This window comes from Microbacterium sp. NPDC090281, assembly GCF_044769635.1.
GTDB lineage: Bacteria > Actinomycetota > Actinomycetes > Actinomycetales > Microbacteriaceae > Microbacterium.
In genome coordinates, this window is the sequence record NZ_JBIVYH010000002.1 from 501,354 (window position 1) to 527,303 (window position 25,950).

Sequence of the window (25,950 nt, forward strand, 5' to 3'; positions counted from 1 at the left end):
ATGGCAAGAGCCGACGACATCGAGGCCGAATCAGCCGGACTTCTTCGCCTTCGCCAGTCGATCCCCGGCTTCGCGCAGGGTCTGCCGTTCGATCTTGCGTGCCGCGCGAAGCATCTTCTCAGCTTCGCGCACCGCCTTCTGCGCCTCTTTGAGTCGACGGTCGCCCGCCAGCTCGGCCGGATCGATGTCGATCCACTCGGTCACCTCGGCGTGAGCTTCACCGCGGTCGAGCCCCGCGATGTAGCCGGCGACACCGTCGAGAGTTCGCTCGACGGCGAATCTGAACGGATCGGCTTCGGAGAGGAAGACGTCGTCCTCGATCGCGCGCCGCAGGGCAGGGAACTCCTCTGCCGTGATCACCCGATCGAAGAGAGCCGCTTCGCGCGCCGCCACTTCGTCGGCGGTGATCCCGCTCCGCCGGGACTCCTCGGTGTAGCCGGCCTGCACGATCCCGCACCAGCGGGCATGCCCGGTCACCGCGAGCGCGACAGCCATCCGCTCGTCCGCCGACAGCGGGGTCTCCTCGAGGGAGGCGAGGCCGGCATCCAGCCACGCCGAGCTGTTGGGCGTGATCGGAGAACCTGCGATCGGCAACGAGAGCATCCACGGATGACGGAGATACAGCAGGACCTGCGCCTCGTACAGGGCGAGCATCCGTCCACGCCAGCCGTCGACTTCGAGGTGGCTTGCCGGAGGGAGCCCGGTCGCCTCTTCCTGCATGAGCAGCAGCAGGTCGTCTTTCGCGGTCACGTATCGGTAGAGCGACATCGGGGTGAAGCCGAGGCGCGCGGCCACGGCGGCCATCGACACGGCGCCGATCCCCTCGGCATCCGCCAGCTCGACGGCGGCGTCGACGATCTTCTCGACGCTCATCTCACGCTTCGGTCCGCGCTGCGGATTCGCGGCGACTCCCCAGGCGAGCGCGATGCCCCTCGGCAGCTCCGGCGGCTCGATGTCAGTCATGCGATCATCCTACTTCTGTTTATTGAGTAAACAGTGTGTTACGGTCATACACAGTTGCGTTGATAGTACACAGTTTCTCACATACACAGAAAGGGGAACCATGATGGAGACAGCAATCGAAGTGCAGAGTCTGCGCAAGGCCTTCAAGGAGAAGACCGTCGTCGACGGGTTGGATCTCACGGTCGCACGCGGCGAGGTCTTCGCCCTGCTCGGGCCGAACGGGGCCGGCAAGACGACGACGATCAACATCCTCACCACCCTCGCTGCCGCCGACGCCGGCTCGGCGAAAGTCGCGGGATGGGATATCCGGACCCAGGCGATCGAGGTCCAGCGACGGATCAGCCTCACAGGACAGGCGGCCGCGGTCGACGACGCGCTGACCGCGACCGAGAACGTCGTGATGTTCGCCAGGCTGGCCGGTCTCGGCCGGGCGGCGGCGAAGCGGCGTGCCGCCGACCTCATCGCACAGTTCGACCTGACGGATGCTGCATCCCGCATGGTTCGCACCTTCTCCGGAGGCATGCGTCGTCGCCTCGACCTCGCGCTCAGCTTCGTGGTCACCCCCGAAGTGCTGTTCCTGGACGAGCCGACCACGGGTCTCGACACCCGCAGCCGCCGCGCGCTATGGGACATCATCCGCATGCTCGCGAGCGCGGGGACCACGGTCTTCCTCACGACTCAGTACCTGGAGGAAGCCGATCAGCTCGCCGACCGGATCGCCGTACTGCACGACGGCAGGATCGCCGCGCTCGGCACCCCTGCGGAGCTGAAGGCGCGAGTGGGCGGCGACACCGTGGAGCTGCACGACGGCCACGGCGACCTCCTCAGGGAGATACCCACCGACGGCACGGTCACCGACCTGCGGCGAGCGCTCGATCTACTGGACGAAGCCGGAGAAGACGGCGTCGTCACCCTGCGCCGCCCCACCCTCGACGACGTGTTCCTCGCCGTCACAGACCCCGCCGAAAGCACCCGCCCCGTCAAGGAGCTCGCATGAACGTCACCGTCGCCGCGCCTCGAGCCACGGCATCCGCCCTTCCGACTCCCTCACCCCGTCCGCGCCTGCGCGGCATGACCGCCGAGGCCGTCTTCGTCGGCCGCAGTCTCCGGCACTCGTTACGCGACGGTGAATCCCTGCTCATGGCGATCATGCTCCCCGTGATGCTCATGCTCATGTTCACGTGGGTGTTCGGCGGGGCGATCGATCCATCCGGCGCCTACGTCGACTACGTGGTGCCGGGCATCATCCTCACGTGCGCCGGCTTCGGCGCCTCATCCACGGCCGTGTATGTCGCGAACGACATGCGCACGGGCATCATCGACAGATTCCGCACCATGCCTCTTCGAGCCGGCGCCGTGCTGACGGGGCACGTCGTCGCGAGCGTGCTGCGCAACCTCATCGCCACCGCGATCGTGATCGGCGTCGGGGTGCTCGTCGGTTTCCGTCCGAGCGCGAACGGCTGGGAGTGGATCGCCTTCACCGGCCTCATCGCGCTCTACATCCTCGCGATCACCTACCTGTTCGCCGCGATCGGCCTCGCGGCGGGGAGCCCGGAGGGCGCGAACGGCTATGGCTTCGTGCTGCTCTTCCTCCCCTACCTGTCCAGCGCATTCGTCCCGGTCGCGAGCATGCCGGAATGGCTGCAGCCCGTGGCAGCCAATCAGCCGATCACGCCCATCGTCGAGACGATCCGCGGGCTGCTCATGGATGCTCCGCTGCAGGGCGAGGCATGGTGGGCGATCGGCTGGTGTCTGGCCATCCTCGCGATCGCGGCGACCTGGGGCGCGTGGCTGTTCCGCCGCAAGGCCGGACGCCGCTGACTGGGCCGGAGATGGTCTTCATCACAGCTGAGGCATAGACGTTCTCCGGCTTTCGCCCATCCGGGACTGCCAATGTGCAGGAAGGACTCGTGTGGGCACCGCCGAGTCCGCCCCCTGGGTCTGGGGACCCGCACCTCGCCCCTGACGACAAGCCCCCTGTCGTCAGGGGCGAGTCATGCCCGGCGCCTGCCAGGTCACGGGGATGTCGCGCATCACCAGAACGCTGTCGATCTCGGCAGACCCGCTCGGAAGGCGATCGAAGAACGAGGAAGACACCTCTCTCACCCGCCCGGCCTCGACCTCCCACCGCGTCGAGGTCAACTCCAGCGCTTCGGCGCCTCGGTCGTCACGGCGCGGTGACCAGCCGATCGCACCAGCCCGATAGAACTGCGAGGCGTCATCGATAGTGGAGAAGAGCGTGCTCTCCCACTCGTCCGTCAGCTCGATGTCGGCCTCGACGTGCGCTCCCGGTGCGTCCATCCGAACCTGGAAGCGCGATCCGCTCTCCTCGACATCGAATCGTGCTCGCTGCTGCACCCCGGGGAAGAACCGGCCTCCCCCGATGACAGGAACGACGCCAGAGGTGTGGCGTTCCATGACGTAGACGCCCGTGCGAGTCTCTTCGCCCTCATCCCATTCGACCGCGAATCGGTGCGCGGCATTTTCGGCGGAAACACCGATTCGCGGCAGGACCCAGCCAGGACGGAGCTCGGTCAGCGCGATCAGGCAGACGCCTCCTACGGCGCTCCCGTCGACGATCTGCGGGCGGAACGGCGCGGGAATGACGCTCCGCGCCACTGTTGGATCCACTCGATACGTCAACAGCAGTCGACGCCGCATGCGGCCACGGATCGTGCTCATCGAAATGCTCATGAGCTCAATTTAACAGTTTCGCTAAATAGCTACAAGCCTCTGCGAGTGCTGCTCTCCGACATTGCGATGGGTCAGGCGCCCAGCCTCTTGAGGGCGGTCGCGACCACATGTTTGGCCGAGGCTGCCGCACGACCGACGACCTCAGCGGCATGCGCCGCGCTGTCGGGGAGCGGGATGCCCGGGTAGTCGATGTCCGGCGCACCGTTGCCGAACGCGTCGACCAGGAACGGCACCAGCCAGTCGTCGACGACCTCGAGCGGCTCGACGGCGAGACTGTAGAACCGGCGCTGCCCGTCTTCGCGGACGGTGACCAGCTCGGCATCGCGCAGCACCTTCAGATGCTTCGACACCGTGGGCTGACTGATGCCGAGGTCGGCCACGATCTGGCTGACGCTGGTGCCGGTCTCGCCTTCGGCCGTGCGTCGCAGCAGGAGCTGGAGGATGTCTCGCCTCGTACCGTCTGCGATCACGTCGAAGATGTCCGTCATGAGATCAGGGTAGTCGTCCCCGGCACGGAGTACCATGACGAAGGCTCGGCGACAGACGTCGCGAGACCGCTTGCGCGGATGAGGCAGGAACGAAAAGGGGGGAAGCGATGTCGGGCATCGTTTCGGCGTCGTCCCCGCGGCAGAGCCTCAAGAGTGCCGCCGGCTGGGTGAAGCACCTCGTCACCTCGTCGCCCTCGCGCTTCGCGATCGTCATCTTCGCTCTGCTCATCCTCGTCTTCACAGTGCTGCTTTCGCTGCCGATCGCCTCCGCCAGCGGCACGGTCACCCCGCTGAGCGACGCGCTCTTCACAGCCGTCTCCACCATCTGCGTCACCGGGCTCGCGACGGTCGACATGGCGAACTACTGGTCACCGTTCGGGCATGTCCTCATCTTCCTCGGCGTGAACATCGGCGCTCTCGGCGTCCTCACACTCGCCTCCCTCATGGGCATGCTGATCTCGAAGCGCCTCGGGTTGCGCGCCAAGCTGATGGCAGCCGGCGACACCAATCCGATGCGCGCGCACGGCGGCGTGGTCAACGAGAGTCAGACCGTGCGGCTGGGCGAAGTCGGCCAGCTGCTGACAACGGTCGCCGTCTCCGCGCTGATCATCGAAGCCTCGCTGGCGATCCTCCTGTACCCCGCGCTCGTGATGGCGAATGTCCACCCGATCGCGGCGCTCTGGGAGGCCCCCTACTTCGCCGCGATGGCTTTCACGAACACGGGCTTCGCCCCGAACGACGGCGGCGTCGCCGTGTTCGCCGACGACTATCTCGTGCTCTCCCTCCTCATGGTGGGCGTCTTCCTCGGCAGCATCGGCTTCCCCGTCATCTACACCCTCGCCAAGCACGTCTGGCACGTGAAGCGCTGGTCGCTGCATACCAAGCTCACCCTCGTCACGACCGTGCTGCTGTTCTTCCTCGGCGCCGTGGTGTTCGTCGTCCTCGAGTTCAACAACCCGAAGACCTTCGGCTCCATGGATGCCGCCGACACCACGTTCCAAGCGTTCTTCCTCTCGGCGATGACCAGATCCGGTGGCTTCAACGTGATCGAGATGGACGACCTGAACGGCTCGTCCCTGCTCGCCGCCAGCATGCTGATGTTCGTCGGCGGCGGTTCCGCCTCGACCGCCGGCGGCATCAAGGTCACAACCCTGGCCGTGCTGGCGATCGCCGTCTGGTCGGAGGCGAAGGGCCGCCAGTCGGTCGAGGCCTTCGGTCGCCGCATCCCGAGCGACGTACAGCGCGTGGCCCTCAGCGTCGTCGCATGGGGTGCGACCATCGTCGCGCTCTCGACGATCGTGATCGCCCAGATCACGAAAGCCGACATCAGTCATGTCCTTTTCGATGTGATCTCGGCATTCGGCACGGTCGGTCTGTCGACCGGGCTCACAGCGGAGCTCCCCGATTCGGCGTCGTACGTCATGGCCGCGACCATCTTCATGGGGCGCGTTGGTACAGTGACACTCGCCGCGGCAGTCGCCGCGACATCACGAACGCAGTACTACTCACTGCCCGTGGAAAGGCCGATCGTTGGTTGAAGTCCTCCGGGGCGATGCGCCCGTCCTCGTCATCGGCCTCGGTCGGTTCGGTGCTGCCTGCGCCGGAGAGCTCGATCGCCTCGAGCGCGAGGTGCTCGCGATCGACGACAACCTCGAGCTCGTGCAGAAGTGGTCCGATCGGGTCACGCACACCGTGCAGGGTGACGCGAAGAACATCGATGCACTGCGGCAGATCGGTGCGCAGGACTTCCAGGTCGCCGTGGTCGCGGTCGGCTCCTCGATCGAGGCCTCTGTGCTCATCACCGCGAACCTGGTCGACCTCAAGGTCCCCCAGATCTGGGCCAAGGCCGTCTCGCAGTCGCACGGCAAGATCCTCGCCCGTGTCGGGGCGAACCACGTCATCTACCCCGAGCGCGAAGCCGGCGAACGCGTGGCGCACCTCGTGAGCGGACGGATGCTCGACTTCATCCGCTTCGACGACGACTTCGTGCTGGCCAAGATGTACCCGCCGAAGTTCATCCGCGGCGTCGGTCTGAACGAGTCCGGCGTGCGCTCGAAGTACAAGGTCACCGTCGTGGGTGTGAAGAGCCCGGGCAAGCCGTTCCGCTACGCCGAGGCGAACACCATCGTCACGAACCACGACCTCATCATCGTGTCGGGCACCAACAGCGACATCGAGCGCTTCGCCGGGCTCGACCGCTGACACCGCACCGCCGGTTTCCGCCCTCCCCCTCGCGGCGGATGTGCCGGCTTCCGCCGTCGTGGTGGGATGGGAGCCATGACCGACCCCACAGCGGCCCCGCCCGTCCTCGCCCTTCGCGGGCTTCACAAGCAGTACGGGCAGAAGGTCGCCGTCGACAATCTCTCCCTCGACGTGCCGGCCGGATCCATGTTGGGCCTGCTCGGTCCCAACGGTGCGGGCAAGACGACGACGCTCGCCATGACGACGGGCCTGCTGCGCCCTGATGCCGGCACAGCCTGGGTGCTCGGCGCGGATGTCTGGCACGACCCCGCACAGGCGAAGGCGCGCATGGGCGTGCTTCCCGACGGCATCCGCATGCTCGACCGGCTCACGGGAGCCGAGCTGCTGCGGTACACCGGCCTGCTGCGAGGTATGGCCGAGGCCGAGGTCGTCTCCCGGAGCGGTGACCTCCTCGAAGCGCTGGGGCTCGCCGACGCGCGGGACACGCTCGTCGTCGACTACTCCGCCGGCATGCGCAAGAAGATCGGTCTCGCCTGTGCGCTGATCCACGCACCCCGGCTGCTCATCCTCGACGAGCCGCTCGAGGCCGTCGATCCGGTGTCGGGAGAGACGATCCGCCAGATCCTGCGATCGTTCGTCGACGGCGGTGGCACCGTGGTCCTCTCCAGCCATGTGATGGAGCTCGTTGAATCGCTGTGCGATCGGGTCGCCATCGTCGCCGAAGGGCGCTTGCTCGCGCACGGCACCCTCGACGAAGTGCGCGCCGGGCTGTCGTTGCAGCAGCGCTTCCTCACGCTCGTGGGAGCACACGACCTCGGAACGGAGACGCTCGCGTGGTTGCGCTCCTCGTAGGCCTGCGCTGGCGCCAGCTGCGCCATCAGCTGTCACGGAACCCCTGGATGCTCGTCACCCTGATCATCACCGGGATGGTCGCTCTGGGATTCCTCGCCGGTCTGACGGCGGGTCTCGTCGCCCTGCGATTCGCGGCGCCGGATGGCGCGGTCACCGCCATCGTGCTCGCAGGGTCCGTGATCGTGCTCGCGTGGTGGGTCGGCTCGATCCTGGTCAGCGCAGACGATTCACTCGCCCCCGAGCGCTTCGCGCTGCTGCCGGTGACCGCACGATCGCTGCTGCCGGGATTCGTGGTGGCCGGGGCGACGACCATCGGCGGCATCGGCACGGCGTCCGCTCTGGTGCTGATGCTCCTCGGCTGGTCGGTGAGTCTGCCGGCGATGCTCACCGCTCTGATCATGATCCCCGTCACCGTCGTCACCTGTGTGCTCGGCGCCCGCGTCGTGAGTGGCGTCCTCGCGGGGTGGCTGGCCCGACGCAGCACCCGCGACCTGGTGGTGACGCTCGGCATCGTGCTCTTGGCATCCTCGGGGCTTCTGCTCAATCTCGGAATCGGGGCGCTGTCCAGAGTGGGCGACATCGGCGAAGCGCTCACCAGGATCGCCGACGTCGTCGGCTGGACACCGGTCGGTGCGGTGTTCGGCGTTTCGGCATCCGTCGCGCAGGGCGACCTCCTCGCCGCCGCGTTGCGTCTGCTGGTCACCCTCGCCACGGTCGTCGCCCTGTGGTTCGCAGCGCAGGCGCTGCTCGCCGCACGTCTCGTCTCGCCGATCCAGAGCAGCGGTGGTGGACGAGTGCGATCGGGCGGTCTGCTCGATCGCATGCTGCCGGCCAGCCGGACGGGGGCGATCGCCGCCCGGACCCTCCGATACTTCCGGCGAGACCCCCGCCAGGTGGTGAACATCGTGATGCTTCTGCTGCTGCCGGCGATCTTCATCGGACTCGCCCTCATGAACGGGTTGCAGGAGCCGTCGGTCGGCCTCGGCCCCGCCATCGTCCTGATCCCGGCCATCAACGCTCTGCTCACCGGAACGATCATGCAGATGGCGATCGCCTACGACAACGACGCGATCGCAGCCCACATCCTGGCCGGCGTGAGCGGCGCAGCAGACCGTGCCGGGCGCCTGCTCGGCTTCGGGTTGGTGGCCGTGCCGGTGACCATCGCGCTGTGCGTGGCGACCTGCCTCATCGCCGGACGGCCGGATCTGCTGCCGGGCAGCCTGGGCGCAGGGCTCGGCATGACCGCGATCGCGGCAGCCGCCGGAGTCTGGGTGGGCAGCTTCCTTCCCGGCCGTGCACCCGCACCGGAGGCCAATCCGCTCGGTCGCGGTTCATCCGGCGGAGTGCAGTCGCTGCTCGCGATGATCATCGTGGGACCGATCACGCTCGTGCTCGGTGCTCCGGCACTCGGATTCGCGATCGCCTCGATCTGGAATCCCGCCCTCGGATGGGTCAGCCTCGCGTGCGGTGTCGTCTTCGGCGCGCTCGCTCTGTGGGGCGGCACGGTACTCGGGGGAAGCATCCTCGACCGTCGCTGGCCCGAGGTGCTCGCCGAAGTGTCCAGCGAGAGCTGACCGCCAAGCCGGGCGCGACAGGGCGTGCGCTCAGGCGTCGATGTCGAGGAGAAGGTCCACGACATCATCGACGCCGAGGCCCTCGCGATCCTGGAGCGCCTTCTTGATCGGCACGATGTACCCGCCGTCCTTGGGCCAGAGGGCCGTGGTCACGGTGGTGGAGCCGATCGTGACGGATGCCGGGATCATCCCCCAGCCGTAGGTGACGACCGAGGCGATGTCGTGGATCATGTCGCTCTCGACCGGCGGCACGGTCACGAAGTGGAACGGCGCGGGGCCGCGCCAGAACCAGATCGCCCCTTCGATGCGCAACTGCATGGGCTCAGGATCCGGCGGCGAGTTCCTTCGCCCTGGCGAGGGCGGCGGCTGCGGCGTCGGCGAACGTGCGGTCGAGGTGAGCGTCCTGAAGCACGGCGACCGCGCGCTCCGTCGTGCCCTTCGGACTCGTGACACGGCGGCGCAGTTCGGCGGGGTCCTCGCCCGAGGCATCGAGCAGTGCGGTCGCGCCGATGAAGGTCTGCTCCACCATCAGCCGGGCGTCTGCATCAGTGAACCCCATGCCGACAGCGGCCTTCGTGAACTCCTCGATCAGCAGGTACACATACGCAGGGCCGGATCCCGAGATCGTGGAGAGTGCGTCGATCTGCGACTCCGGAACCTCGACGACCGCGCCGACGGTCTCGAACAGGCGGCGGACGAGAGCGAGGTCTTCAGCCGTCGTCGCGGCACCGGCGGCGAGACCGGTGACGCCCTTGCGCACGGTCGACGGAGTGTTCGGCATGGAACGGATGACACGGGCCTCCGCCCCGAGCACATCGGCGAAGGTCTGCAGAGTGACGCCGGCCGCGACACTCACCACGATCGCATCGGTCGCCAGGTGCGGGGCGATCTCGCGGAGCAGGTCGGGCACCATCGCCGGCTTCACACCGACCAGCACGATATGTGCCCCCGCGGCCGCTTCGACGTTGCCCTCCGGCTGCTCGGCGAGCGCGATGCTCGTGACGCCGTCGAGGTCGGAAAACGCCTCGGCCTTCTCCGCGGTGCGGTTGGTCGCGGTGATCCCGCCATCGATCCGAATGCCGGACGCGAGGACTCCGCGGAGGATCGCACCGCCCATGGAGCCTGCACCGAGGAAAGCGAGAGAAGGAAGCGAGTCAGCCATGTCGTCATCCTACGGCGGGCACTCCCGCATCCTCGGGCACGCGGTTCTAGACTCGTTCCATGAGTGCATCCGGAGGCAACAAGGCCATCGTCGCGGCGTTCCTGGCGAACATGGGCATCGCGCTCGCGAAGCTCGTCGCCTGGGCGCTCTCCGGGTCAGCATCGATGCTCGCTGAGGCGATCCACTCCATCGCCGACTCCGGCAACCAGCTGCTGCTGATGCTCGGCGGACGCAAGGCCCGCCGTGAAGCCGACCGCGCACACCCGTTCGGATACGGCCGTGAGCGCTACGTGTACGCGTTCGTCGTCTCGATCATCCTCTTCTCCGTCGGTGGTCTCTTCGCGATCTACGAGGGCGTCGAGAAGCTCACCAACCCGCATGAGCTCGACAAGACCTGGTGGTGGCTGCCGCTCGTCGTGCTCGTCGTCGCGATCGGACTCGAATCGTTCTCGCTGCGCACGGCCGTGCGCGAGAGCAACCTCGTGCGCGAGAAGGGCCAGTCGTGGGTGTCGTTCGTGCGTCGCGCGAAGGCTCCTGAGCTTCCGGTGGTGCTGCTCGAAGACGTCGGCGCGCTGACCGGCCTCACCTTCGCTCTGCTCGGCGTCGGTCTCACCCTGATCACCGGAAACCCGATGTTCGATGCCCTCGGAACCGTGATGATCGGTGTGCTGCTGGTGCTGATCGCGATCGTGCTGGGCGTCGAGACGAAGAGCCTCCTGGTCGGTGAGGGCGCTACCCAGGCCGACCACGACCGGATCGTCGACGCCATCAATGCGGGGGACGAGATCGAGAAGATCATCCACATGAAGACCCTCTACCTCGGACCCGACGAGCTCATGGTCGCCGCGAAGATCGCCCTCAACGCCGACAAGCCGCTGCGCGAAGCGGCCGACGACATCGACGCCATCGAGGCGCGGATCCGTGAGGCCGTACCTGTCGCGCGGGTCGTCTACATCGAGCCGGACATCTATCGCCCGGCGATCGACCCCGAGCCCTCGACCGACGTGTTCGTGCTCAAGTCTTCGGACTGACCTTCAGCCGGCGGGCTCAGCGGCGCTGTTCGAAGAACGTGCGCAGCAGCGCCGTCGATGCATCGACCTCGACGCCACCGATCACCTCGGCGCGATAGGGCAGCCGTCGGTCGCGCAGCACGTCGTACATCGACCCCGCGGCCCCCGCCTTGTCGTCCCACGCGCCGAACACCACACGGCCGATGCGCGCCTGCAGGATCGCTCCCGCGCACATGATGCACGGCTCGAGGGTCACGACGAGCGTGTGCCCCTCGAGGTTCCAGGAACCTACGGATGCCGCGGCACGACGCAGCGCCTCGATCTCGGCGTGACCGGTCGGATCATGAGTCGCCTCGCGGGTGTTGCGCCCTTCGGCGATGATGTGTCCTTCGCCATCGAGCACCACCGCGCCGACCGGTATCTCGGAGGCCGCTGCAGCCTCAGCAGCGAGAGCGAGCGCACGCTGCATCGCAAGGTCGTCGGCAGCGGTCATGCGTCGAGCCTACGACAGCCGCCGAACGCGGCAGGGGTTTCCGATGTCGTACCAGGCCGCGCCGCGCATTACCCTGTATCCATGCGTGTTCACGTGGCCGACCACCCTCTCATCACTCACAAGCTCTCGGTGTTGCGCGACGTGCGCACCCCGTCGCCGGTCTTCCGGCAACTGACGGAAGAGCTCGTCACGCTGCTCGCGTACGAGGCGACGCGCAACGTGAAGGTCAGCCCGGTCGAGATCACGACGCCGGTGACCAAGACGATGGGCGTGAAGATCTCGGAGCCGCGCCCGATCGTGGTGCCCATCCTCCGTGCCGGCCTCGGCATGCTCGAGGGCCTCGTCAAGTTGCTTCCGACCGCGGAGGTCGGCTTCCTCGGAATGGTCCGCGACGAGACGACCTTCGAGCCGACGACCTACGCCGAGCGTCTCCCGGACGACCTGAGCGACCGCCAGTGCTTCGCGATCGACCCGATGCTCGCCACCGGAGGCTCGCTCGCAGCCGCGATCCAGTTCCTGTTCGACCGCGGCGCGAAAGACGTCACCGCGATCTGCCTGCTCGGCACCCCCGAGGGCGTCGCGGCGATCGAGGCGATGGCGGGTGACCGCGACGTCACGCTCGTGCTCGGCGCGCTCGACGAGCGCCTGAACGAGAAGGGGTACATCGTGCCCGGTCTCGGTGACGCCGGCGATCGGCTGTACGGAACGGTCTGATTCAGACCTACTCCTCGAGAGTCAGGCGGTAGGCGCGCTCGTCTCCGTAGTGGGTGAAGCCGGCGCGCGCCAGGATCGGCGCCGACGTCGAGATGCGTCCTTTGACGAGCGCCGTCTTCGCACCCCAGGCGGCGCTCTGCCGGAGGCGCTCCGCGAGGACGGCGCGGTAGGCCCCGCGCCCACGGTCTCCCTCGAGTGTGGACGCGCCCCAGAGCCGGACGAATCCGTCGTCGATCGTGCACCCTCCCGTGCTGACCGCACGGCCGCCGATCCGCGCGAGAACCCGGAAGCCCTCGCGAGCCTCGAGTGCCGCGCTCACTTCGGCGAACTCGGCCTGCTGCCCTTCCGCATCGAGTGGCTGCTGCTGCCACACCGGCACATTGACGGCGTCGACGTCGAGTACCTGTCCGAGCGTGCGCACGACCTCGACCGTCACATCGTCTGGCACCTCGACCGCTGCGTCGTCGAGAGGACGTGCGAACACCGCCACCGTGTCGATGTGCTCCGCACCACGCCTGCGCAGCTCGTCTTCGAGATCCGGCCGGTCAGCAGAGCTCGTCCAGAACGTGAGTCGAGGCGCGCCCCATGCTTTCGTCCTCGCCAGAGCACGGTCGACCACTCCAGCGGGGTCGAGGCGCGAATCCACCTGAGAACCGCGCACTCCGCCGCCGAACCTCTCCGGGTCTCGCACGAGCAACAGATCTTCACGTTCGTGCTCGCTGTCGCGGGGGAACCATACCCACGCCGCCGCCGCGCGCAGGATCTCGTCGACCGTGTGGGCGCTCACTCCGCCGCTCCGACCAGGCGGGCGAAGGCGCTGAGCCGGGCGACTCCTTCCGGCGTGTACGGCAGATCATCGAGAAGCGCCGGCGAATGGACCAGGTAGGCGACGACCTGGGCTCGGGATATCGCCACGTTGAGCCGATTCTGCAGCAACAGGAACTCCGGGCCGCGAGGTGCATCTCGGCCACTCGACGCCGCGAGCGATGTGATCGAGACGACCGCCTCCTTGCCCTGGAAGTTGTCGACCGTGCCCACGGGCACCTCGGGGAAGCCCGCGTCGGCGAGCGCATCGAGTACCAGTTGACGCTGGGCGTTGTAGGGCGTGACGACGATGATGTCGGACTGCATCAGCGCTCTCGTCGAGGCCTCTGAATCGTTGTCGGTGAAGGCTCGACCGATCAGATCTCGCACGAGATGTACGACCTCGGCTGCCTCTTCCGGTGACTGCGTGGCGTTGCCGCGATGTCGGAGCGGCACGACCTTCAGCCCCGGGTCGATGCCGTCGACGGATCGAAGCTCGGTACCGGGTGCCGATGCGAGCTGTCCGGCGTAGGCGAGCTTCGACACCGGAGCGGCCACGAACGGATGCATCCGCCACGACCGGGCCAGGAAGTAGCCGTACTCGGGGCGCACGACCGGATCGCCGTCCATCACCCAGCCGAGGGCGGAGGTGTCGACCGGCTCCGGGTGGGCGCCCTGGCTCACCTGCGGGAGCTGCTGCGGATCGCCGAGGAGCAGGAGCCGCTTCGCCCCTGCCGCGACGGCGATCGTCGAGGCGAGCGAGAACTGTCCTGCCTCGTCGATCACGAGGAGGTCGAGTCCTGCGCGGGCAACCCTCTGGATGTTGCTGAAGTCCCAGGCCGTGCCGCCGACGACGGCGCCTTCTCCCGGGTGCTCAGCGAGGAAAGACGCCATCCCGTTCTTCGGAATCACCGTGTACGGCGGCTCGGCTTCGGGGTCCTTCGGCGCCTTCGCGACCTGCGCGGGCGCGACACCGTCGGCGACGACGCGCGCGAGGAGCGTCTCGATGATCGCGTGCGACTGCGCGACGACTCCGATCTTGAAGCCATGCTCGTTCACGAGACGTGCGATCACCCGGGAACCCGTGTAGGTCTTCCCCGTCCCCGGAGGACCCTGCACCGCGAGATAACTGCGGTCGAGGTCGAGGATGCCGCGCACGATCGCGTCGATGGTGTCATCTCCGGCATCGGGCAGCGCGCTCCCCGAGACCGTGCGCGGAGGGAGGCGACGCAGGATGTCGGTCGCAGCATCCGCGGGGAAGTCCGGAGCAGCTGCGTGCACGGTATCGGCCCACTCGTCGATCGCGCCCTGCAGCGACACCACGCGCGGAGGGGCAGCCGGCGTGAGGGCGAGCGGCAGCTCGTCCCACGTCTGCCCCTGTACAGCGGACTCGGTGACGAGATAGCCGTCGTCGAGCACCTGGGTCACCGTGACCGTATGCGGAACGTGAACCGCTCGCGACGGCACCTCGGTGTCGAAAGGGGCAGGAACCTCGTAGAGGGCGAAGGGTTGGGCCCCCGGGCCGAAGGTGGTCCCCGGCGACACTTCTCCCCGGATCTCGATATCGCGTGACATCACCCGACGCCCCTCGCCGATGCTCCAGTCACGGCGGACAGTCGACGACGGGCGGTCGATCCGCACCACGTCACGAGTGCCGTCCCACATCGTCACCGGCTCACGGAGTCGCTGGAAGTGCGACACCCAGAAGCTCTTCGCCTCTCGCGGGAAGTAGTCGATCGCAGCGGCGGCGATCCGGTGCACCAGCCCGTCGCTGCCGGCCTCTACAGCACGCTCCGCATCGGCGAGCAGCGCGACCGATCGGGGCGACGGCTCGTAGATGACCTCGTCCGCATCGTCGGGCGGCGCGGGAGCGACACCCTTCGCCCTGGCGATGTCGATGAGCCAGTTGCGCAGCCGCCGTGTCGACACGCAGTCGTACCTGTTGTAGTCCGCGAGGTCGGCGAAGACCGCATCTGCCTCGCTCTGCTCCCCTGCGGCCGCGAGCTCCCGTGCCGCGACGTACTGCACGATCGAGTCGTCGCCCTTCTGCACGTCGCTCGTGCGCACGTCTTCGCCCATGTAGAGCGGCTCGAGCTTCTTGATCGAGTAGGACCGGGAACCGACGCGGACCGTGCGCAGCACCAGCGGGTAGAGGTCGACGAACACTCCTTCTCTCAGGAGCCTGTCGACCTCTCCCTCGCGCACGCCGTGGCGAGCCGCCATCGCCACGAGGTGCGAGGTCTCGTACGGCGCGTAGTGGTAGATGTGCATGCCTGGGTGAGCGGCCCTGCGCACATTCACGAAGTCGAGGAACGTCTCGAGAGCGCGCTTCTCGTCTGCGAAGGTGTGCGCCCACAGCGCCGAGTACTGATCGGCGTTGTCGACCCAGCCGAAGAGGTAATCGATCCCCCAGTGCGCCTCGCCATCGGGGGCGGGCTCGGTGTAGAGGGGATCGCCTTCGAAGTCGAAGAAGATGTCACCGTGACTGGGCAACGGGAGCGTGTGGATCGCCGGGGCGTAGTGCACGTCGTAAGTCGGTACGCCCTCTGCATCAGCGCGCAGCTGCAACCGCGCCTGCGCGCGAAGGGTCTCGAACGTGTCGACGTTCATGCCCTCCGGCGCCTCGGAGGCAGCGGCAAGCCCATCGATCGTCTCGATTCCGGCTGCCCGAAGACGCGCCCTCTGCACCGGACGCATGCGTGCGACCATCAGCAGATCCCGGTGCGCGAGCACCTGCTCCTCGCAGGTCGCGCAACGACCGCAGGCCACCACCTGCAGATCGCCTCGGTCGTCGCCCCAGGCGAGAGGAGCGCCTGCTGCACCATCGGCGATGCGGCGATCTGCGATGAGCGCGCGCAGCCGCGCCCGACGCACCTGGAACAGCGGAAGCAGATCATCGACGGCGTGGGTGCTGAGCGTGCTGTCGCCGAGGATGAGGTCGACCTCATCGGAGCGAGGAATGCCCAGACGGTCGAGCTGATCGACATATGCCGCGAGCTGCATGAGTGCGGTGACTCGGGCCTTGCGTGCGAGCTTCGAGTCCTGAACACGCCACCGCCCGTCGTCGTCCTTACGCAGGAAGTCGGCGAACCCCACGAACTCCTCGGTCGCGAACGCCGCCTGGAAGACCACCTGCACGTCGGAGCGGAGTGCCGCCACCGTCTCGTCGATCGCGGCGGCCAGAGCCTCGGCATCGACGGAGGACACCTTCTCGACGCGATGGACGTTCTCGTCGCCGAGATCTTCGATGTAGCGGGCGAGCACGTTCTGCTCATGCACGTCACCGAGCTGTGCGGCCCGCTTCAGCGTCGCATCTTCGGGTTCTTCGACGGCGGGCACCCTGCCCAGCTTCGCGTCGATCACCCGACACCACGCGAACTCGCATTCCGCGGCCGCCTTGAGGTCGCTCGCGCTCCAGATGACGCGCTGCGCCTGAGTGTCGATCCGCACGATGCTCCCGTTCTGTCGGATGCTTCGACACTATCCGCGGCATCCGACACGGGCGAAAGCGTGTGGCTCTCGAAGGCGCGAGGTCAGCGCCACCAGGTGTCGTCGGGAGTTACAGGGAGGTGGCGCTTGTGCTGCGTCGCCAGGTACCTCGCCTCGATACGACCGGCGACCTCGGGGTCGACCTGACGGCCTTCGAGGAAGTCGTCGATCTGCTCGTAGGTGAGGCCGAGCTCGTCCTCATCAGCCCGGCCGGGCTGACCGTCGAGGAGATCTGCGGTGGGCACCTTGAACGCGAGACGATCCGGCGCGTCGAGGAACTGCAGCAGCGAACGCCCCTGCCGCTTGCTGAGCCCCGACAGCGGGAGGATATCGGCCGCACCGTCGCCGAACTTCGTGTAGAAGCCGGTCACCGCCTCGGCGGCGTGGTCGGTGCCGATCACCAGCATCCCGTCGTGGCCTGCGAGCGCGTACTGCGTGACCATGCGCACGCGTGCCTTGATGTTGCCCCGGTTGAAGTCGCTGATGTCGCTCGTGACCGCGAACTCGATGTCTTCCTCGACACCGTCGACCCCGTTCTGGATGTTGACCTCGACCGAGGAGTCGGGCGCGATGAAATCGAGCGCGGCCTCGGCATCTGCGGCATCGTGCTGCACCCGGTAGGGCAGTCGCACCGCGAGGAACTTCGCCTCTCCTCCCTCGGCTCGCACCCGCTCCACCGCGAGCTGCGCGAGGCGGCCCGCCAGCGTGGAGTCCTGCCCGCCGGAGATGCCGAGCACATAGCCCTTGGCTCCGGTCGTGCGGAGGTAATCGGTGAGGAACCCGACCCGGCGCTCGATCTCGGCCTCGGGGTCGATCTCGGGCCTGACGCCGAGGTCTTCAGAGATCTGCTTCTGCAACGACATGTCATCCTCCGTCTTGTCCTCGAATCAGTATCGCCCTTCCGTGTTACACCCGGGTGACGCCGCGGCGTTCGTATGCTCCTGCCAGCGAAGACCTGAGAGAATGGGGCAGTGAAACTTCTCGTCGCTGCCCTCGAATCCGAACTGACCGCATTTCCGGAGGAGCTCGACGGCTTCGACCGCCTCGTGACCGGGCCGGGGAAGCTGCAGGCGGCGTATGGGCTGACCCGCGCACTCGACGCGAATGTCTACGACGAGATCGTGGTCGTCGGCACCGCCGGAGCGATCGATCCTGACCTCGAGGCGACAGTGCACGAGGTCGGCACCGCGTTCCAGCACGACGTCACCGACCTCGACGGCGTCTCGGGGCAGCACGTGTCTCTGCCGGCGCGCGTCAGCACCGGGCGCGACGGCGTGCTGATCGCGACGGGCGACCACTTCGTCGAGGACGCCGAGGTCACCTCCTTGATCCGTCCGTCAGGCGCGGCCCTGGTCGACATGGAGACCTACGCCTACATCTGGGTGGCTGGGCAGTTCGATGTGCCGATCCGCGTGTTCCGCGCAGTGTCCGACCAGGCCGAGGACGGCGCACTGACGGACTGGCGCGACGCAGTCGCACGCTGCAGCGTTCAGCTGCGCGACTTCATCCTCAGCGAATACGGAGTCTGAGCAGGCGGCACTCCCGCCGCCCTCCCCATGACGTCAGCGGGCCTCGATCACGCTGGGCCCATTCGGCAGCGCTCGCACGGTGAGCTGAGCCGGGATCTGCTCCTGCATGGCTTCGACGTGGCTGATAACGCCGACCGTACGACCGCCCTGCCGCAGTTCATCGAGCGTGCGCATGGCCACGTCGAGCGTGTCACCGTCGAGCGAGCCGAAGCCCTCGTCGATGAAGAGCGTGTCGAGACGGATACCGCCCGCGCGCGCCGTCACGACCTCGGCGAGGCCCAGGGCGAGGGCGAGGGAGGTGAGGAATGTCTCGCCTCCGGAGAGTGACTGCGGCGGCCGCGTCTGCCCGGTGAAGGCGTCGGACACGACGATGCCGAGACCGCTCGCCGCACCGCGAGCGGCGAGCGCGTCGGAATGCTGCAGCTGATAGCGGCCGGTCGACATGTCATGCAGTCGGCGGTTGGCAGCCTGCACGATCTCTTCGAGCTCCGCAGCGAGGACGAAGGTCTCCAGCGTCATCTTGCGGGTGTTCGCTCCCCGGCCCGCGATCGTGTCCGCAAGGTTCTGCAGCACTTCGAACTCGGCGGCATCGCCGGCGGTTCGAGCCTGTTCTGCTGCGGCGGACTCGATCAGTCCTCCCAGTCGCTCGGCGGCGCCGGCAGCCCGAGCCGCCTCGTCGACCGAGGCTGTCCAGATCACCCTGGCGGCAGCCGCGGCCTGCTCGGCGGGAGCGAGATCGATCGGGTCTTCCGGCAGCGTCCGAAGTTCGAGATCGAACAGGACTGCCCGTTCCTTCTCCCGCTGCACGGCGTGCTGCGAGATCCGCGAGTCGAGCGCTTCCTGCGCCGCCACATCTCGCAGTGCCTGTTCGACGGCGGCCGCATCGTCGAAGGCCGAACCGGCGAGTGCCGCATCACGCTCGGTCTCCGACTCGAGGAGCACCTTCATTCTGCGGGTGCGCTCCGCGATCGCATCGGCGAGGGCACCGGCCGCTGCGATCCTCGCCGTGGTGGCTGCGAGTCGTGCTGCGACGGTATCGAATCCGCCGCGGGCTTCGGCTATCAGCGAATGCGCCTCGATGCTCCGCTGTCGCAGCAGCGCGTGATTCTCCCGCGCGTCGGCGAAAGCCGTCGCGTCATCGGAACGCTCGGCATCGAGCCGGCCGATACGGGCGACGAGTTCGTCCAGCTGCGCATCGATGGTTGTGAGTTCTTCGCCAGCCGCGAGGCTGCGGGCGTGGAGCGCAGTGGCCTCGGCGCACTCGCGCTCCGCCTGTTCGACGCTGCGCCCATCGGCCCGAGCAGTGACGGCGGCGAGCTCGGCGCGCACTGCCGAGGCGGTCGACGAGAGCTCCCGCTCTCGCTGCGCCGCCGCATCGCGGGCTTCTTCGGCGTGATCGATGTCTTCAGGCGAGACCGGATCCGAATGCGTGGCAGGAGCTGGATGCTCGAGAGATCCACAGACGGGGCAGGGGTGCTCGTCCCGCAAGGTCGAAGCCAGCTCGCCGGCCATGCCGTCTGTTCGGCGCTGCCGCAGTCGAGCGAGCGTCGTCTGCGCCGCGGCATGCCGTGCGGTGGCCGCGGCGAGCTCGACCTCGGCCGACGTCTGCGCCGCGTGCAACCGCTCGCCCTCACTCGCCGCAGCACGTCGAGCCTCAGCCGCCTCGCGCGCCACCTTCAGGTCATCGGCGCGGTCGGCGAGGCGACGTCTCTCGTCACGCACGGCCGTCAGCGCGGCGGTCGCCGCAGGTAGGGATGCCCGCTCCGCTTCCCCGGCCTCGATGCGTGCGGACACCGCGGCGACGGACTGCTCCGCAGACCGCAGTTCGGCGTCGAGCGTCGGCGCGTTCTCCTCGAGCTCGCGCGCCCGAACCCAGGAGCCGCTCTCCCTGGTGCGCTCAGCGGCCCAGACCGCGAGATCTCCGTCGACGGAGATCTGGAACACCTCCCACGCTTCGCGCGCAGCATCCTCGTCTGCAGAAGCTTCGAGAAGCGCGGTCTGCGCTCGCGCAGCAGCGGTGATCGTCGCCCGCAGCACCTCAGCCGCACGGGCGGCTGCGAGCTCGGCGCGAGCCTCGTCGATCAACGGCATCTCCGCGTCGAGGCGCGCGAGGGCCGCTCGTGCACGGTCGCGTTCGCGCTGCGCACGCTGCTCCTCACGGGTCGCCGCGAGCACTGCGTCGGCATCCGCCGATCGCTTCTCCGCGTCTGCCCGCTCCGAAGCGCGACGCTCGGCGCGATACTCGGCACGCGCTTTCGCCCGCCGAAGGGCTTCGAGACGGTCGTCGATCGATGACGGCACCGGCTGCCCCTCCGCCGGTACCGAAGCCTCGCCTTCCGCTTCTCCCGACAGCCCACCGGCGATCACGAGTCGCTCAGCCTCGTCGACACGCGCTTCGACTGCCGCCAGCCGGGAGCCGAGCGCCTGCTCCGCGGCCCGGCGATGCTCGTCGAATCGCGCCTGCACGTCTTCGAATCGCTGGGTACCGAACAGGCGACGCAGCAGCACCTGACGGTCACGGCTTCCCGCGAGCAGGAACTCCGAGAAGCGGTTCTGCGCAAGCAGGATGACCTGCAGGAACTGTTCGCGGCTGAGCTGCAGGATCTCGTCGAGCTCGTTTCCCACGTCGACCGCTCGCGCGGCCCGCCCGATCCAGCCGGCATCCGTCCACTCGTCGAGCGCGACGGCCGACGCCTGCTTCGTCATCCCCCCGCCACGCTTGGCCGGACGCAGATACTCAGGCGACCGGGTCACACGGAAACGACCGGTCGGGGTGCTGAACTCGACCACCACCTCGGAAGGGTCGTCGGGTTCGCAGTGGTCGCTGCGAAGGCGCTTCTCGCCGCCGTCGTAACGCGGCACTCCCCCGTAGAGCCCGAAGCAGACCGCATCGAGGATGCTCGACTTGCCCGCACCGGTGCGCCCTGCGATCAGGAAGATCCCGTCATCGGCGAAGGCATCGAAATCGACCGTCTGCCGAGACCGGAAGGGACCGAAGCCTTCGACCTCCAGGCGATGGAGACGCATCTAGACGAGCGCCTCGGCACGCACGCGCTCATCGAGCACCGCGCGGATCAACTCTGCCTCAGCCTCTGTCGGCCCGTGCCCCGCCCGCACATGCTCGAGGAAGGCTTCGATGCGGTCGGCGTCGGTGACCGCGGCGCGCAGACGCTGCACATACGACCTTTCATCGGCTGCTGCTGCGACCGCAGGCTGGTGCTGCACCATGGCGCAGTGCGGGTAGTTCTCGCGAAGGCGGCGCATCGGCTCGGTCTGCGGCACCGCGTCGGTGTAGATCGCGCAGACCCAGTCTTCCGCGTGCTCGGCGACGAGATCGGCGGACAACAGCTCTTCGAGGGTCCCCGTGAGGGTGACGAGGCGGCGCGGCACAGGCAGCTCCAGCCACTCGACCGCGGCGAGCCCCGCGGGGTCGATGTCGACGAGCCAGGAGCCACGCGGCTTGTGCTGCTCTCCGAAGCTGTAGTGCAGAGGCGACCCCGCATAACGAACCCGATCGCTGAGCTGTTGACGCCCGTGGATGTGGCCGAGCGCCACATAGTCAGGCCCGTCGAAGACGCTCAGCGGCACCACGTCGAGGCCTCCCTGTCGCACCTCACGCTCGAGTCCGGCGGTGGCGTCGACACCCGCGGCGAAGCAGTGCGCGATCGCCACCGAGCGCCCTGCGTGCTGCTCGATGCCGGCGCGCACCAGGTCCATCGCGTGAGCCATGGTCTGCGCCTGAGTGCGCAGCTGGCGCCCGGAGCTGTCACCCTCGGGCCAGTGCTGACGGACGATCGCCGGCTCTAGATAGGGAATGCCGAAGAAGTGCACCGGGCCGTCGGCATCCGACACCGTCACGGGCACGCCGACCGCGAGCGGGTCGGTCAGCACGTGGATGCCCTCGCGCAGCAGCCGAGCCTGGAACCCGAGTCGCGCGGCCGAATCGTGGTTGCCACTCGTCACGATGACGCGGGCACCCGTGTCATGCAGAGCCACCAGCGCATCACCGAGGAGCGTGTAGGCGGCACCCGACGGGGTCGCGGAGTCGAACACGTCGCCCGCGACGACCACGACATCGACATCATTCTCGCGAACCTGCTCGGTGAGCGCCCCGAGCACCTCGGCGAGGGCGTCCATGGTCGAGTTGCCATGGAACGTCCGGCCGATGTGCCAGTCGGATGTGTGCAGGATCCGCATACTCACACGGTACGAACCCCCTCCGACATTCCGTCCGAGGCGTGCCGCGGCATCCGTTCCTGATCCGACGATCTGCCGACCTTCCTCCGGGAACGGCTGCCGCGGCACCGATTCAGTGCGCGGCGAGAACCGGAACGTTCTGCGCCGGAAGCAGCTCCTCCTTGGTGCCGCGGACCATGGTTGCAGCGATGATCGACGCCGCGATCATGAGGATCGCTCCCACGATGAAGGTCAGCCCATAGGCATCGCTGAGCTGCTGCGGCGAGACGTCAGCCTGTGCATGACCGCCGACGGATGCCGCGTACACCGCCGTGAACACCGACAGGCCGATCGAGCCGCCGATCTGCATCGCCGAGTTCGCGACCGCCGACGTCACCCCGGCGTCGTGCGGAGCGACGCGTGCCAGCGCCAGGTTCTGCAGCGGGATGAAGACGAACCCCATGCCGATGCCCAGGAGCACCAGGCCGGGAGCGATCTGCACGAAGTAGGCACCGTCCGGGGTGATGCCGGAGAGCAGGAAGAGCCCGACCGCAGCGATCAGCGGTCCGACGATCAGCTGCGGTCGCGGGCCGATCACGGGCAGCAACTTGGTCGCGATCGGAGCCAGAACCATGGTCGCGATCGGCAGAGGGAGGCTCGCCAGGCCTGCCTGCAGCGCTCCCATGCCCAGCACGAACTGCAGGTGGAAGGTCAGATAGATCGTCGATCCGATCATGATCGCGCCGGCGACGCCCTGGATGAGGAAGGCTCCACCTCGCACCCGGTCGGCCACGACACGCAGCGGCAGCAGCGGCTGCGACACCCGACTCTCCACCCACACGAACACGGCGAGGAGCACGACTCCGGCGCCGAGGAACGCGATCGTCGACGGATCACCCCACCCGTTCTCAGCGAGGCTGAAGCCGTAGACCAGGGCGCCGAGTCCGAGGGTCACGAAGATCGCTCCCCAGAAGTCGTAGCGGTTGTCGCCCTCCGCCTTGCTCTCAGTCAGGAAGATCGCACCCCCGATCACGCCGATCGCGACGAAGAAGAGGTTCACCAGCAGGCACCAGCGCCAGTCGGCGAACTCCGTGAGCACGCCGCCGAGAAGCAGTCCGACCGCGGCGCCGGTGCCGGCCACGGTTCCGAAGACGGCGAACGCGGTGTTCCGATCGCGACCTGAGGGGAACGTGACGGTGAGCAACGCGAGTGCGGCGGGGGCGAGAAGTGCGGCGAACGCGCCCTGCAACCCACGGGCGAGGATCAGCTCCCATCCCTGCTGCGCGAGTCCGCCGTAGAGCGACGCCGCACCGAAGCCGATCATGCCGACGATGAAGATGCGCTTACGCCCGACGTAGTCGGCGATGCGGCCGCCGAGCAGAAGCAGTGCTCCGAATGCGAGAGCGTAGGCCGTGACGACCCACTGGCGCTGCCCGTCGGTGAGCCCGAGGGCTGCCTGGGCGCGTGGCAACGCGATGTTCACGATCGTGCCGTCGAGGACGACGACCAGTTGCGTGAGGGAGAGGACGATGAGTGCCCACCACCGGGATCGGGGAAGGGCGCGCAGGGACGACGACATGGAAAAACCTCCGGTGTCTGTTGAGGATGCCGGAGGTTTCGAGCCTCGGATCAGTGCGTTTGTGGACGCCTGACCACCTCAGCCGACGGGGCTGAGCAGGCCTCCATTGTGCCACAGCTGCTCGAGGAGGATGCGGAAGGTCCCCTGACCCACCCTCGTCACGATGATCGGCACGCGGTGATGCGAGATGCTCAGTGCACCTTCACCTGTGCGGCATGCGGGGCTGCGCGATGCGATTTCCGGGCTGCCCTCCGCCCAACAGGTGCCGGCTTGCCCCGCCGGCTGAGGGTTGTGCCCGCCTCGTCGTGACTACCGACTTCCGCTCTCCTCCTCGAGGTCGTTCGACCAGTTCGCCTGCTGGATCCGGTTGTCGAGCTCACGAAGCTCCTGCGCGACGGCATCGGCCCTCGAGCGCAACTGCGCGACCGGAAGTGCGGAGACCTGCCGCAGTTCCGAGCGCATCTGACGCATGAACTGGTCGTTCGCCCCGGATGCCGCGGCCGCGGCATCGGTCAGTACCGAGTGCCGCAGGCGCAGCACGTCGCGGGCGGCGAGGGCATCGGTCATCGTGCCGTCGGCGCCCAGTTCGAGACGCGCGTTCGTGGCGTTGATGCGCCGGATGAGGTCGCGCAACTGCGTCAGCGCGGCATCCGCTTCGACGATCAGTGCGGCCGCATCCTCCGCCGGTTCCTCACCCTCCTGGTACCGGGCGTTCGCGACGATGCGCGCCCGCAGCTGCTCGATGCGGCGCTGCAGATCGGCGCGTGCGGTGAGGGCTTCGGCGAGTTTCATGGCCTCATCCTGGCAGGCGGCGGCCGTAACACTTCGTCACATCGCCGGAGAGTCAGCGTGTGCGAAGCAGAGCGGATTTCTCGGGGTGGGCGGAGAACCAGTCGACCACGTACCAGCACACGGCGTCGACCTTGCGGTCGCCGCGCTCCTCGATGTCGGCGACTGCTCCCTCCACGACCTTCCCCGCATAGCCGTTGCCGCGGAATGTCGGGATCGTGAAGGCTCTGGTGAGCGCGATCGTGTGACCGTCGTCGCGGTAGTCGAGGACGCTCACCAGCTTGCCGTCGCGCATGAGCGTGTAGCGCGACGCATCCTTCTCATCGGTCAGGATGAAACCGCCGACAGTGTGCGAGATCGTCATTCGCTCCACGTTACGCCCGCTGGAGACGCCGGGGCGTTTTGACATGAGGGGTCACGGTCGGACATAATCCCCCCATGACCACCAACGCAAGCCCTTTGTCCGCCCAGGAGGCGAACAGGACTGCCGGGATGATGATGCCCGGTCGCGTTGGCATGTGTTGCCGAATGTGTCGCTGAACGAACAGCCACCCCGCCTGACCTGACTTCTCGCGATCTGCGAGGCCAGTGTCACCGAGCATCCACCCTTGCTCGCTTCCCGGCTCCGCCGGTCATTCATGCAACGCATCAGAGCCCCGCTCGATTCGGGCTCACGTCCTGAGGACTTCATCATCATGTCGAACACCGCACTTCTCGAGCGTCCCGCCACCACCGCCGCGATCCGCACGCAGCCGGAGGGCGCAGCACCGCTGGCCACCGCCGGAGCCGACCTCCCCGCCGTCCGCTCTCCCCGCGGCTTCGCCCTCTACGTCGGACTCGACGAGATCAAGGCAGCCGAGGCCGGAGTCAGCCTTCCCCTCCTCGTCGACGCCCTGCGTCGCACCCTCGCCGAGCTCGCTCCGGGCGCCGAGACCCACGCCACGGTCGCTCTCGCACCTCACGGCTCGGGAGGCCGCGACCTCGACGTCGTCCGACTGGCGCTGCAGGAGCCGGGTGCGATCGCGCGCACCAAGGCCGCCGCTGAAGAGGACATCACCGAAGAGGAGAGCGGCGTCACCGTCGACATCTCCCGCAAGCGCGTGCTGATCGACGGCGAGTCCGCCGCGTTCACCTACAAGGAGTTCGAGCTCCTGCAGTACCTCGTGCTCCGCGAGGGTCGCACGATCGAGCGCAGCGAGCTGGTCTCGGCGCTCTGGCAGGCGCAGGACGACGAGACGCCCGGCGAGCGCACGATCGACGTCCACGTGCGTCGCCTCCGCGCCAAGCTCGGCCGCTACGAGGACATCGTCCGCACCGTGCGCGGCATCGGCTACCGATTCGACCGTCACGCCGACGTCGTCATCCGCTACGGTCACGGCACCCCCTCTCCCGACCGCTTCTGAGCCGTCGGGAGCCGGTGTCAGGACCGGCG

General features: G+C 67.9%; 24 protein-coding genes. 10 read left to right on the forward strand and 14 right to left on the reverse strand.

The genetic code is table 11. The features are described 5' to 3' along the window. Positions 1 to 30: 30 nt before the first annotated feature. Complete coding sequence (locus ACIQTX_RS16620) at positions 31 to 963, reverse strand: TetR family transcriptional regulator (protein ID WP_028502163.1); 933 nt, start codon at positions 961 to 963, stop codon at positions 31 to 33. Positions 964 to 1,066: 103 nt separating this feature from the next. Between ACIQTX_RS16620 and ACIQTX_RS16625 the strand changes: the two genes are divergently transcribed. Both ACIQTX_RS16625 and ACIQTX_RS16630 read left to right on the forward strand, forming a co-directional pair. Then, positions 1,067 to 1,960, forward strand: a complete 894-nt coding sequence (locus tag ACIQTX_RS16625) for an ATP-binding cassette domain-containing protein (protein WP_402975568.1) — start codon at positions 1,067 to 1,069, stop codon at positions 1,958 to 1,960. Next, on the forward strand, positions 1,957 to 2,784 hold the full coding sequence (locus ACIQTX_RS16630) for an ABC transporter permease (protein WP_402974144.1): 828 nt from the start codon (positions 1,957 to 1,959) through the stop codon (positions 2,782 to 2,784). The genes ACIQTX_RS16625 and ACIQTX_RS16630 overlap by 4 nt, the downstream gene beginning before the upstream one ends. Before the next feature lie 162 nt (positions 2,785 to 2,946). Here the strand turns inward: ACIQTX_RS16630 and ACIQTX_RS16635 are convergent, their stop codons facing one another. Continuing rightward, entirely contained in the window at positions 2,947 to 3,657 is a 711-nt protein-coding gene (locus ACIQTX_RS16635; RefSeq protein ID WP_402974147.1) for a DUF2071 domain-containing protein, read from the reverse strand. A gap of 71 nt (positions 3,658 to 3,728) precedes the next feature. Further along, on the reverse strand, positions 3,729 to 4,145 hold the full coding sequence (locus ACIQTX_RS16640) for a helix-turn-helix transcriptional regulator (RefSeq protein ID WP_028502160.1): 417 nt from the start codon (positions 4,143 to 4,145) through the stop codon (positions 3,729 to 3,731). Between the two features lie 107 nt (positions 4,146 to 4,252). On the opposite strand from ACIQTX_RS16640, the gene ACIQTX_RS16645 reads away from it, so the two are divergent. The 4 genes from ACIQTX_RS16645 (at position 4,253) to ACIQTX_RS16660 (ending at position 8,773) form a co-directional block, all read left to right on the forward strand. Beyond that, positions 4,253 to 5,683, forward strand: a complete 1,431-nt coding sequence (locus ACIQTX_RS16645) for a TrkH family potassium uptake protein (protein ID WP_402974150.1) — start codon at positions 4,253 to 4,255, stop codon at positions 5,681 to 5,683. Next, a complete protein-coding gene (locus tag ACIQTX_RS16650; protein WP_028502158.1) occupies positions 5,676 to 6,347 on the forward strand; it encodes a TrkA family potassium uptake protein in 672 nt (223 codons plus the stop codon). Before ACIQTX_RS16645 ends, ACIQTX_RS16650 begins: the two co-directional genes overlap by 8 nt. A 75-nt stretch (positions 6,348 to 6,422) precedes the next feature. After that, positions 6,423 to 7,199, forward strand: coding sequence for an ABC transporter ATP-binding protein (locus tag ACIQTX_RS16655; protein WP_402974154.1), 777 nt, complete (start codon positions 6,423 to 6,425; stop codon positions 7,197 to 7,199). Continuing rightward, positions 7,181 to 8,773: a hypothetical protein gene (locus tag ACIQTX_RS16660; RefSeq protein WP_402974157.1), complete on the forward strand. Its 1,593-nt coding sequence runs from the start codon at positions 7,181 to 7,183 to the stop codon at positions 8,771 to 8,773. The genes ACIQTX_RS16655 and ACIQTX_RS16660 overlap by 19 nt, the downstream gene beginning before the upstream one ends. Before the next feature lie 30 nt (positions 8,774 to 8,803). Here ACIQTX_RS16660 and ACIQTX_RS16665 read toward each other — a convergent pair whose 3' ends face one another. Continuing rightward, the gene (locus tag ACIQTX_RS16665; RefSeq protein WP_028502155.1) at positions 8,804 to 9,091 is read right to left on the reverse strand and encodes a DUF1905 domain-containing protein; all 288 of its coding nucleotides are present in this window, start codon (positions 9,089 to 9,091) and stop codon (positions 8,804 to 8,806) included. Between the two features lie 4 nt (positions 9,092 to 9,095). Next, positions 9,096 to 9,935 carry a pyrroline-5-carboxylate reductase gene (proC, locus tag ACIQTX_RS16670; RefSeq protein WP_402974160.1) on the reverse strand — a complete coding sequence of 280 codons (840 nt, stop codon included), beginning with the start codon at positions 9,933 to 9,935 and terminating at the stop codon, positions 9,096 to 9,098. A 59-nt stretch (positions 9,936 to 9,994) separates the two neighbouring features. Between proC and ACIQTX_RS16675 the strand changes: the two genes are divergently transcribed. Then, entirely contained in the window at positions 9,995 to 10,966 is a 972-nt protein-coding gene (locus tag ACIQTX_RS16675; RefSeq protein ID WP_028502153.1) for a cation diffusion facilitator family transporter, read from the forward strand. 16 nt (positions 10,967 to 10,982) lie between these two features. On the opposite strand, the gene tadA is transcribed toward ACIQTX_RS16675, so the two are convergent. Further along, positions 10,983 to 11,438: a tRNA adenosine(34) deaminase TadA gene (gene tadA, locus ACIQTX_RS16680; protein WP_402974163.1), complete on the reverse strand. Its 456-nt coding sequence runs from the start codon at positions 11,436 to 11,438 to the stop codon at positions 10,983 to 10,985. Between the two features lie 81 nt (positions 11,439 to 11,519). Here tadA and upp point away from each other — a divergent pair, with 81 nt between their 5' ends. Then, positions 11,520 to 12,152: a uracil phosphoribosyltransferase gene (gene upp / locus ACIQTX_RS16685; RefSeq protein WP_028502151.1), complete on the forward strand. Its 633-nt coding sequence runs from the start codon at positions 11,520 to 11,522 to the stop codon at positions 12,150 to 12,152. 7 nt (positions 12,153 to 12,159) lie between these two features. Here upp and ACIQTX_RS16690 read toward each other — a convergent pair whose 3' ends face one another. The 3 genes from ACIQTX_RS16690 to nadE form a co-directional block, all read right to left on the reverse strand. Next, positions 12,160 to 12,939 carry a hypothetical protein gene (locus ACIQTX_RS16690; protein WP_402974166.1) on the reverse strand — a complete coding sequence of 260 codons (780 nt, stop codon included), beginning with the start codon at positions 12,937 to 12,939 and terminating at the stop codon, positions 12,160 to 12,162. Beyond that, complete coding sequence (locus ACIQTX_RS16695; protein WP_402974169.1) at positions 12,936 to 16,406, reverse strand: TM0106 family RecB-like putative nuclease; 3,471 nt, start codon at positions 16,404 to 16,406, stop codon at positions 12,936 to 12,938. The genes ACIQTX_RS16690 and ACIQTX_RS16695 overlap by 4 nt, the downstream gene beginning before the upstream one ends. A gap of 83 nt (positions 16,407 to 16,489) precedes the next feature. Next, complete coding sequence (gene nadE, locus ACIQTX_RS16700; protein WP_402974172.1) at positions 16,490 to 17,308, reverse strand: ammonia-dependent NAD(+) synthetase; 819 nt, start codon at positions 17,306 to 17,308, stop codon at positions 16,490 to 16,492. A 108-nt stretch (positions 17,309 to 17,416) separates the two neighbouring features. On the opposite strand from nadE, the gene ACIQTX_RS16705 reads away from it, so the two are divergent. Continuing rightward, positions 17,417 to 17,974, forward strand: coding sequence for a nucleoside phosphorylase (locus ACIQTX_RS16705; RefSeq protein WP_402974175.1), 558 nt, complete (start codon positions 17,417 to 17,419; stop codon positions 17,972 to 17,974). A gap of 33 nt (positions 17,975 to 18,007) precedes the next feature. On the opposite strand, the gene ACIQTX_RS16710 is transcribed toward ACIQTX_RS16705, so the two are convergent. From ACIQTX_RS16710 to ACIQTX_RS16730, 5 genes are all read right to left on the reverse strand, one after another. After that, positions 18,008 to 21,001: an AAA family ATPase gene (locus ACIQTX_RS16710; protein WP_402974178.1), complete on the reverse strand. Its 2,994-nt coding sequence runs from the start codon at positions 20,999 to 21,001 to the stop codon at positions 18,008 to 18,010. Further along, positions 21,002 to 22,171: an exonuclease SbcCD subunit D gene (locus ACIQTX_RS16715; protein WP_402974181.1), complete on the reverse strand. Its 1,170-nt coding sequence runs from the start codon at positions 22,169 to 22,171 to the stop codon at positions 21,002 to 21,004. It abuts the gene before it with no gap. 112 nt (positions 22,172 to 22,283) lie between these two features. Continuing rightward, positions 22,284 to 23,729: a DHA2 family efflux MFS transporter permease subunit gene (locus tag ACIQTX_RS16720; RefSeq protein ID WP_028502145.1), complete on the reverse strand. Its 1,446-nt coding sequence runs from the start codon at positions 23,727 to 23,729 to the stop codon at positions 22,284 to 22,286. 309 nt (positions 23,730 to 24,038) lie between these two features. Then, entirely contained in the window at positions 24,039 to 24,521 is a 483-nt protein-coding gene (locus ACIQTX_RS16725) for a DIP1984 family protein (protein ID WP_028502144.1), read from the reverse strand. 52 nt (positions 24,522 to 24,573) lie between these two features. Beyond that, positions 24,574 to 24,882: a GNAT family N-acetyltransferase gene (locus tag ACIQTX_RS16730; protein WP_402974185.1), complete on the reverse strand. Its 309-nt coding sequence runs from the start codon at positions 24,880 to 24,882 to the stop codon at positions 24,574 to 24,576. A 331-nt stretch (positions 24,883 to 25,213) separates the two neighbouring features. Here ACIQTX_RS16730 and ACIQTX_RS16735 point away from each other — a divergent pair, with 331 nt between their 5' ends. Further along, a complete protein-coding gene (locus tag ACIQTX_RS16735) occupies positions 25,214 to 25,921 on the forward strand; it encodes a winged helix-turn-helix domain-containing protein (RefSeq protein ID WP_028502142.1) in 708 nt (235 codons plus the stop codon). The last annotated feature ends 29 nt before the right edge of the window (positions 25,922 to 25,950 follow it).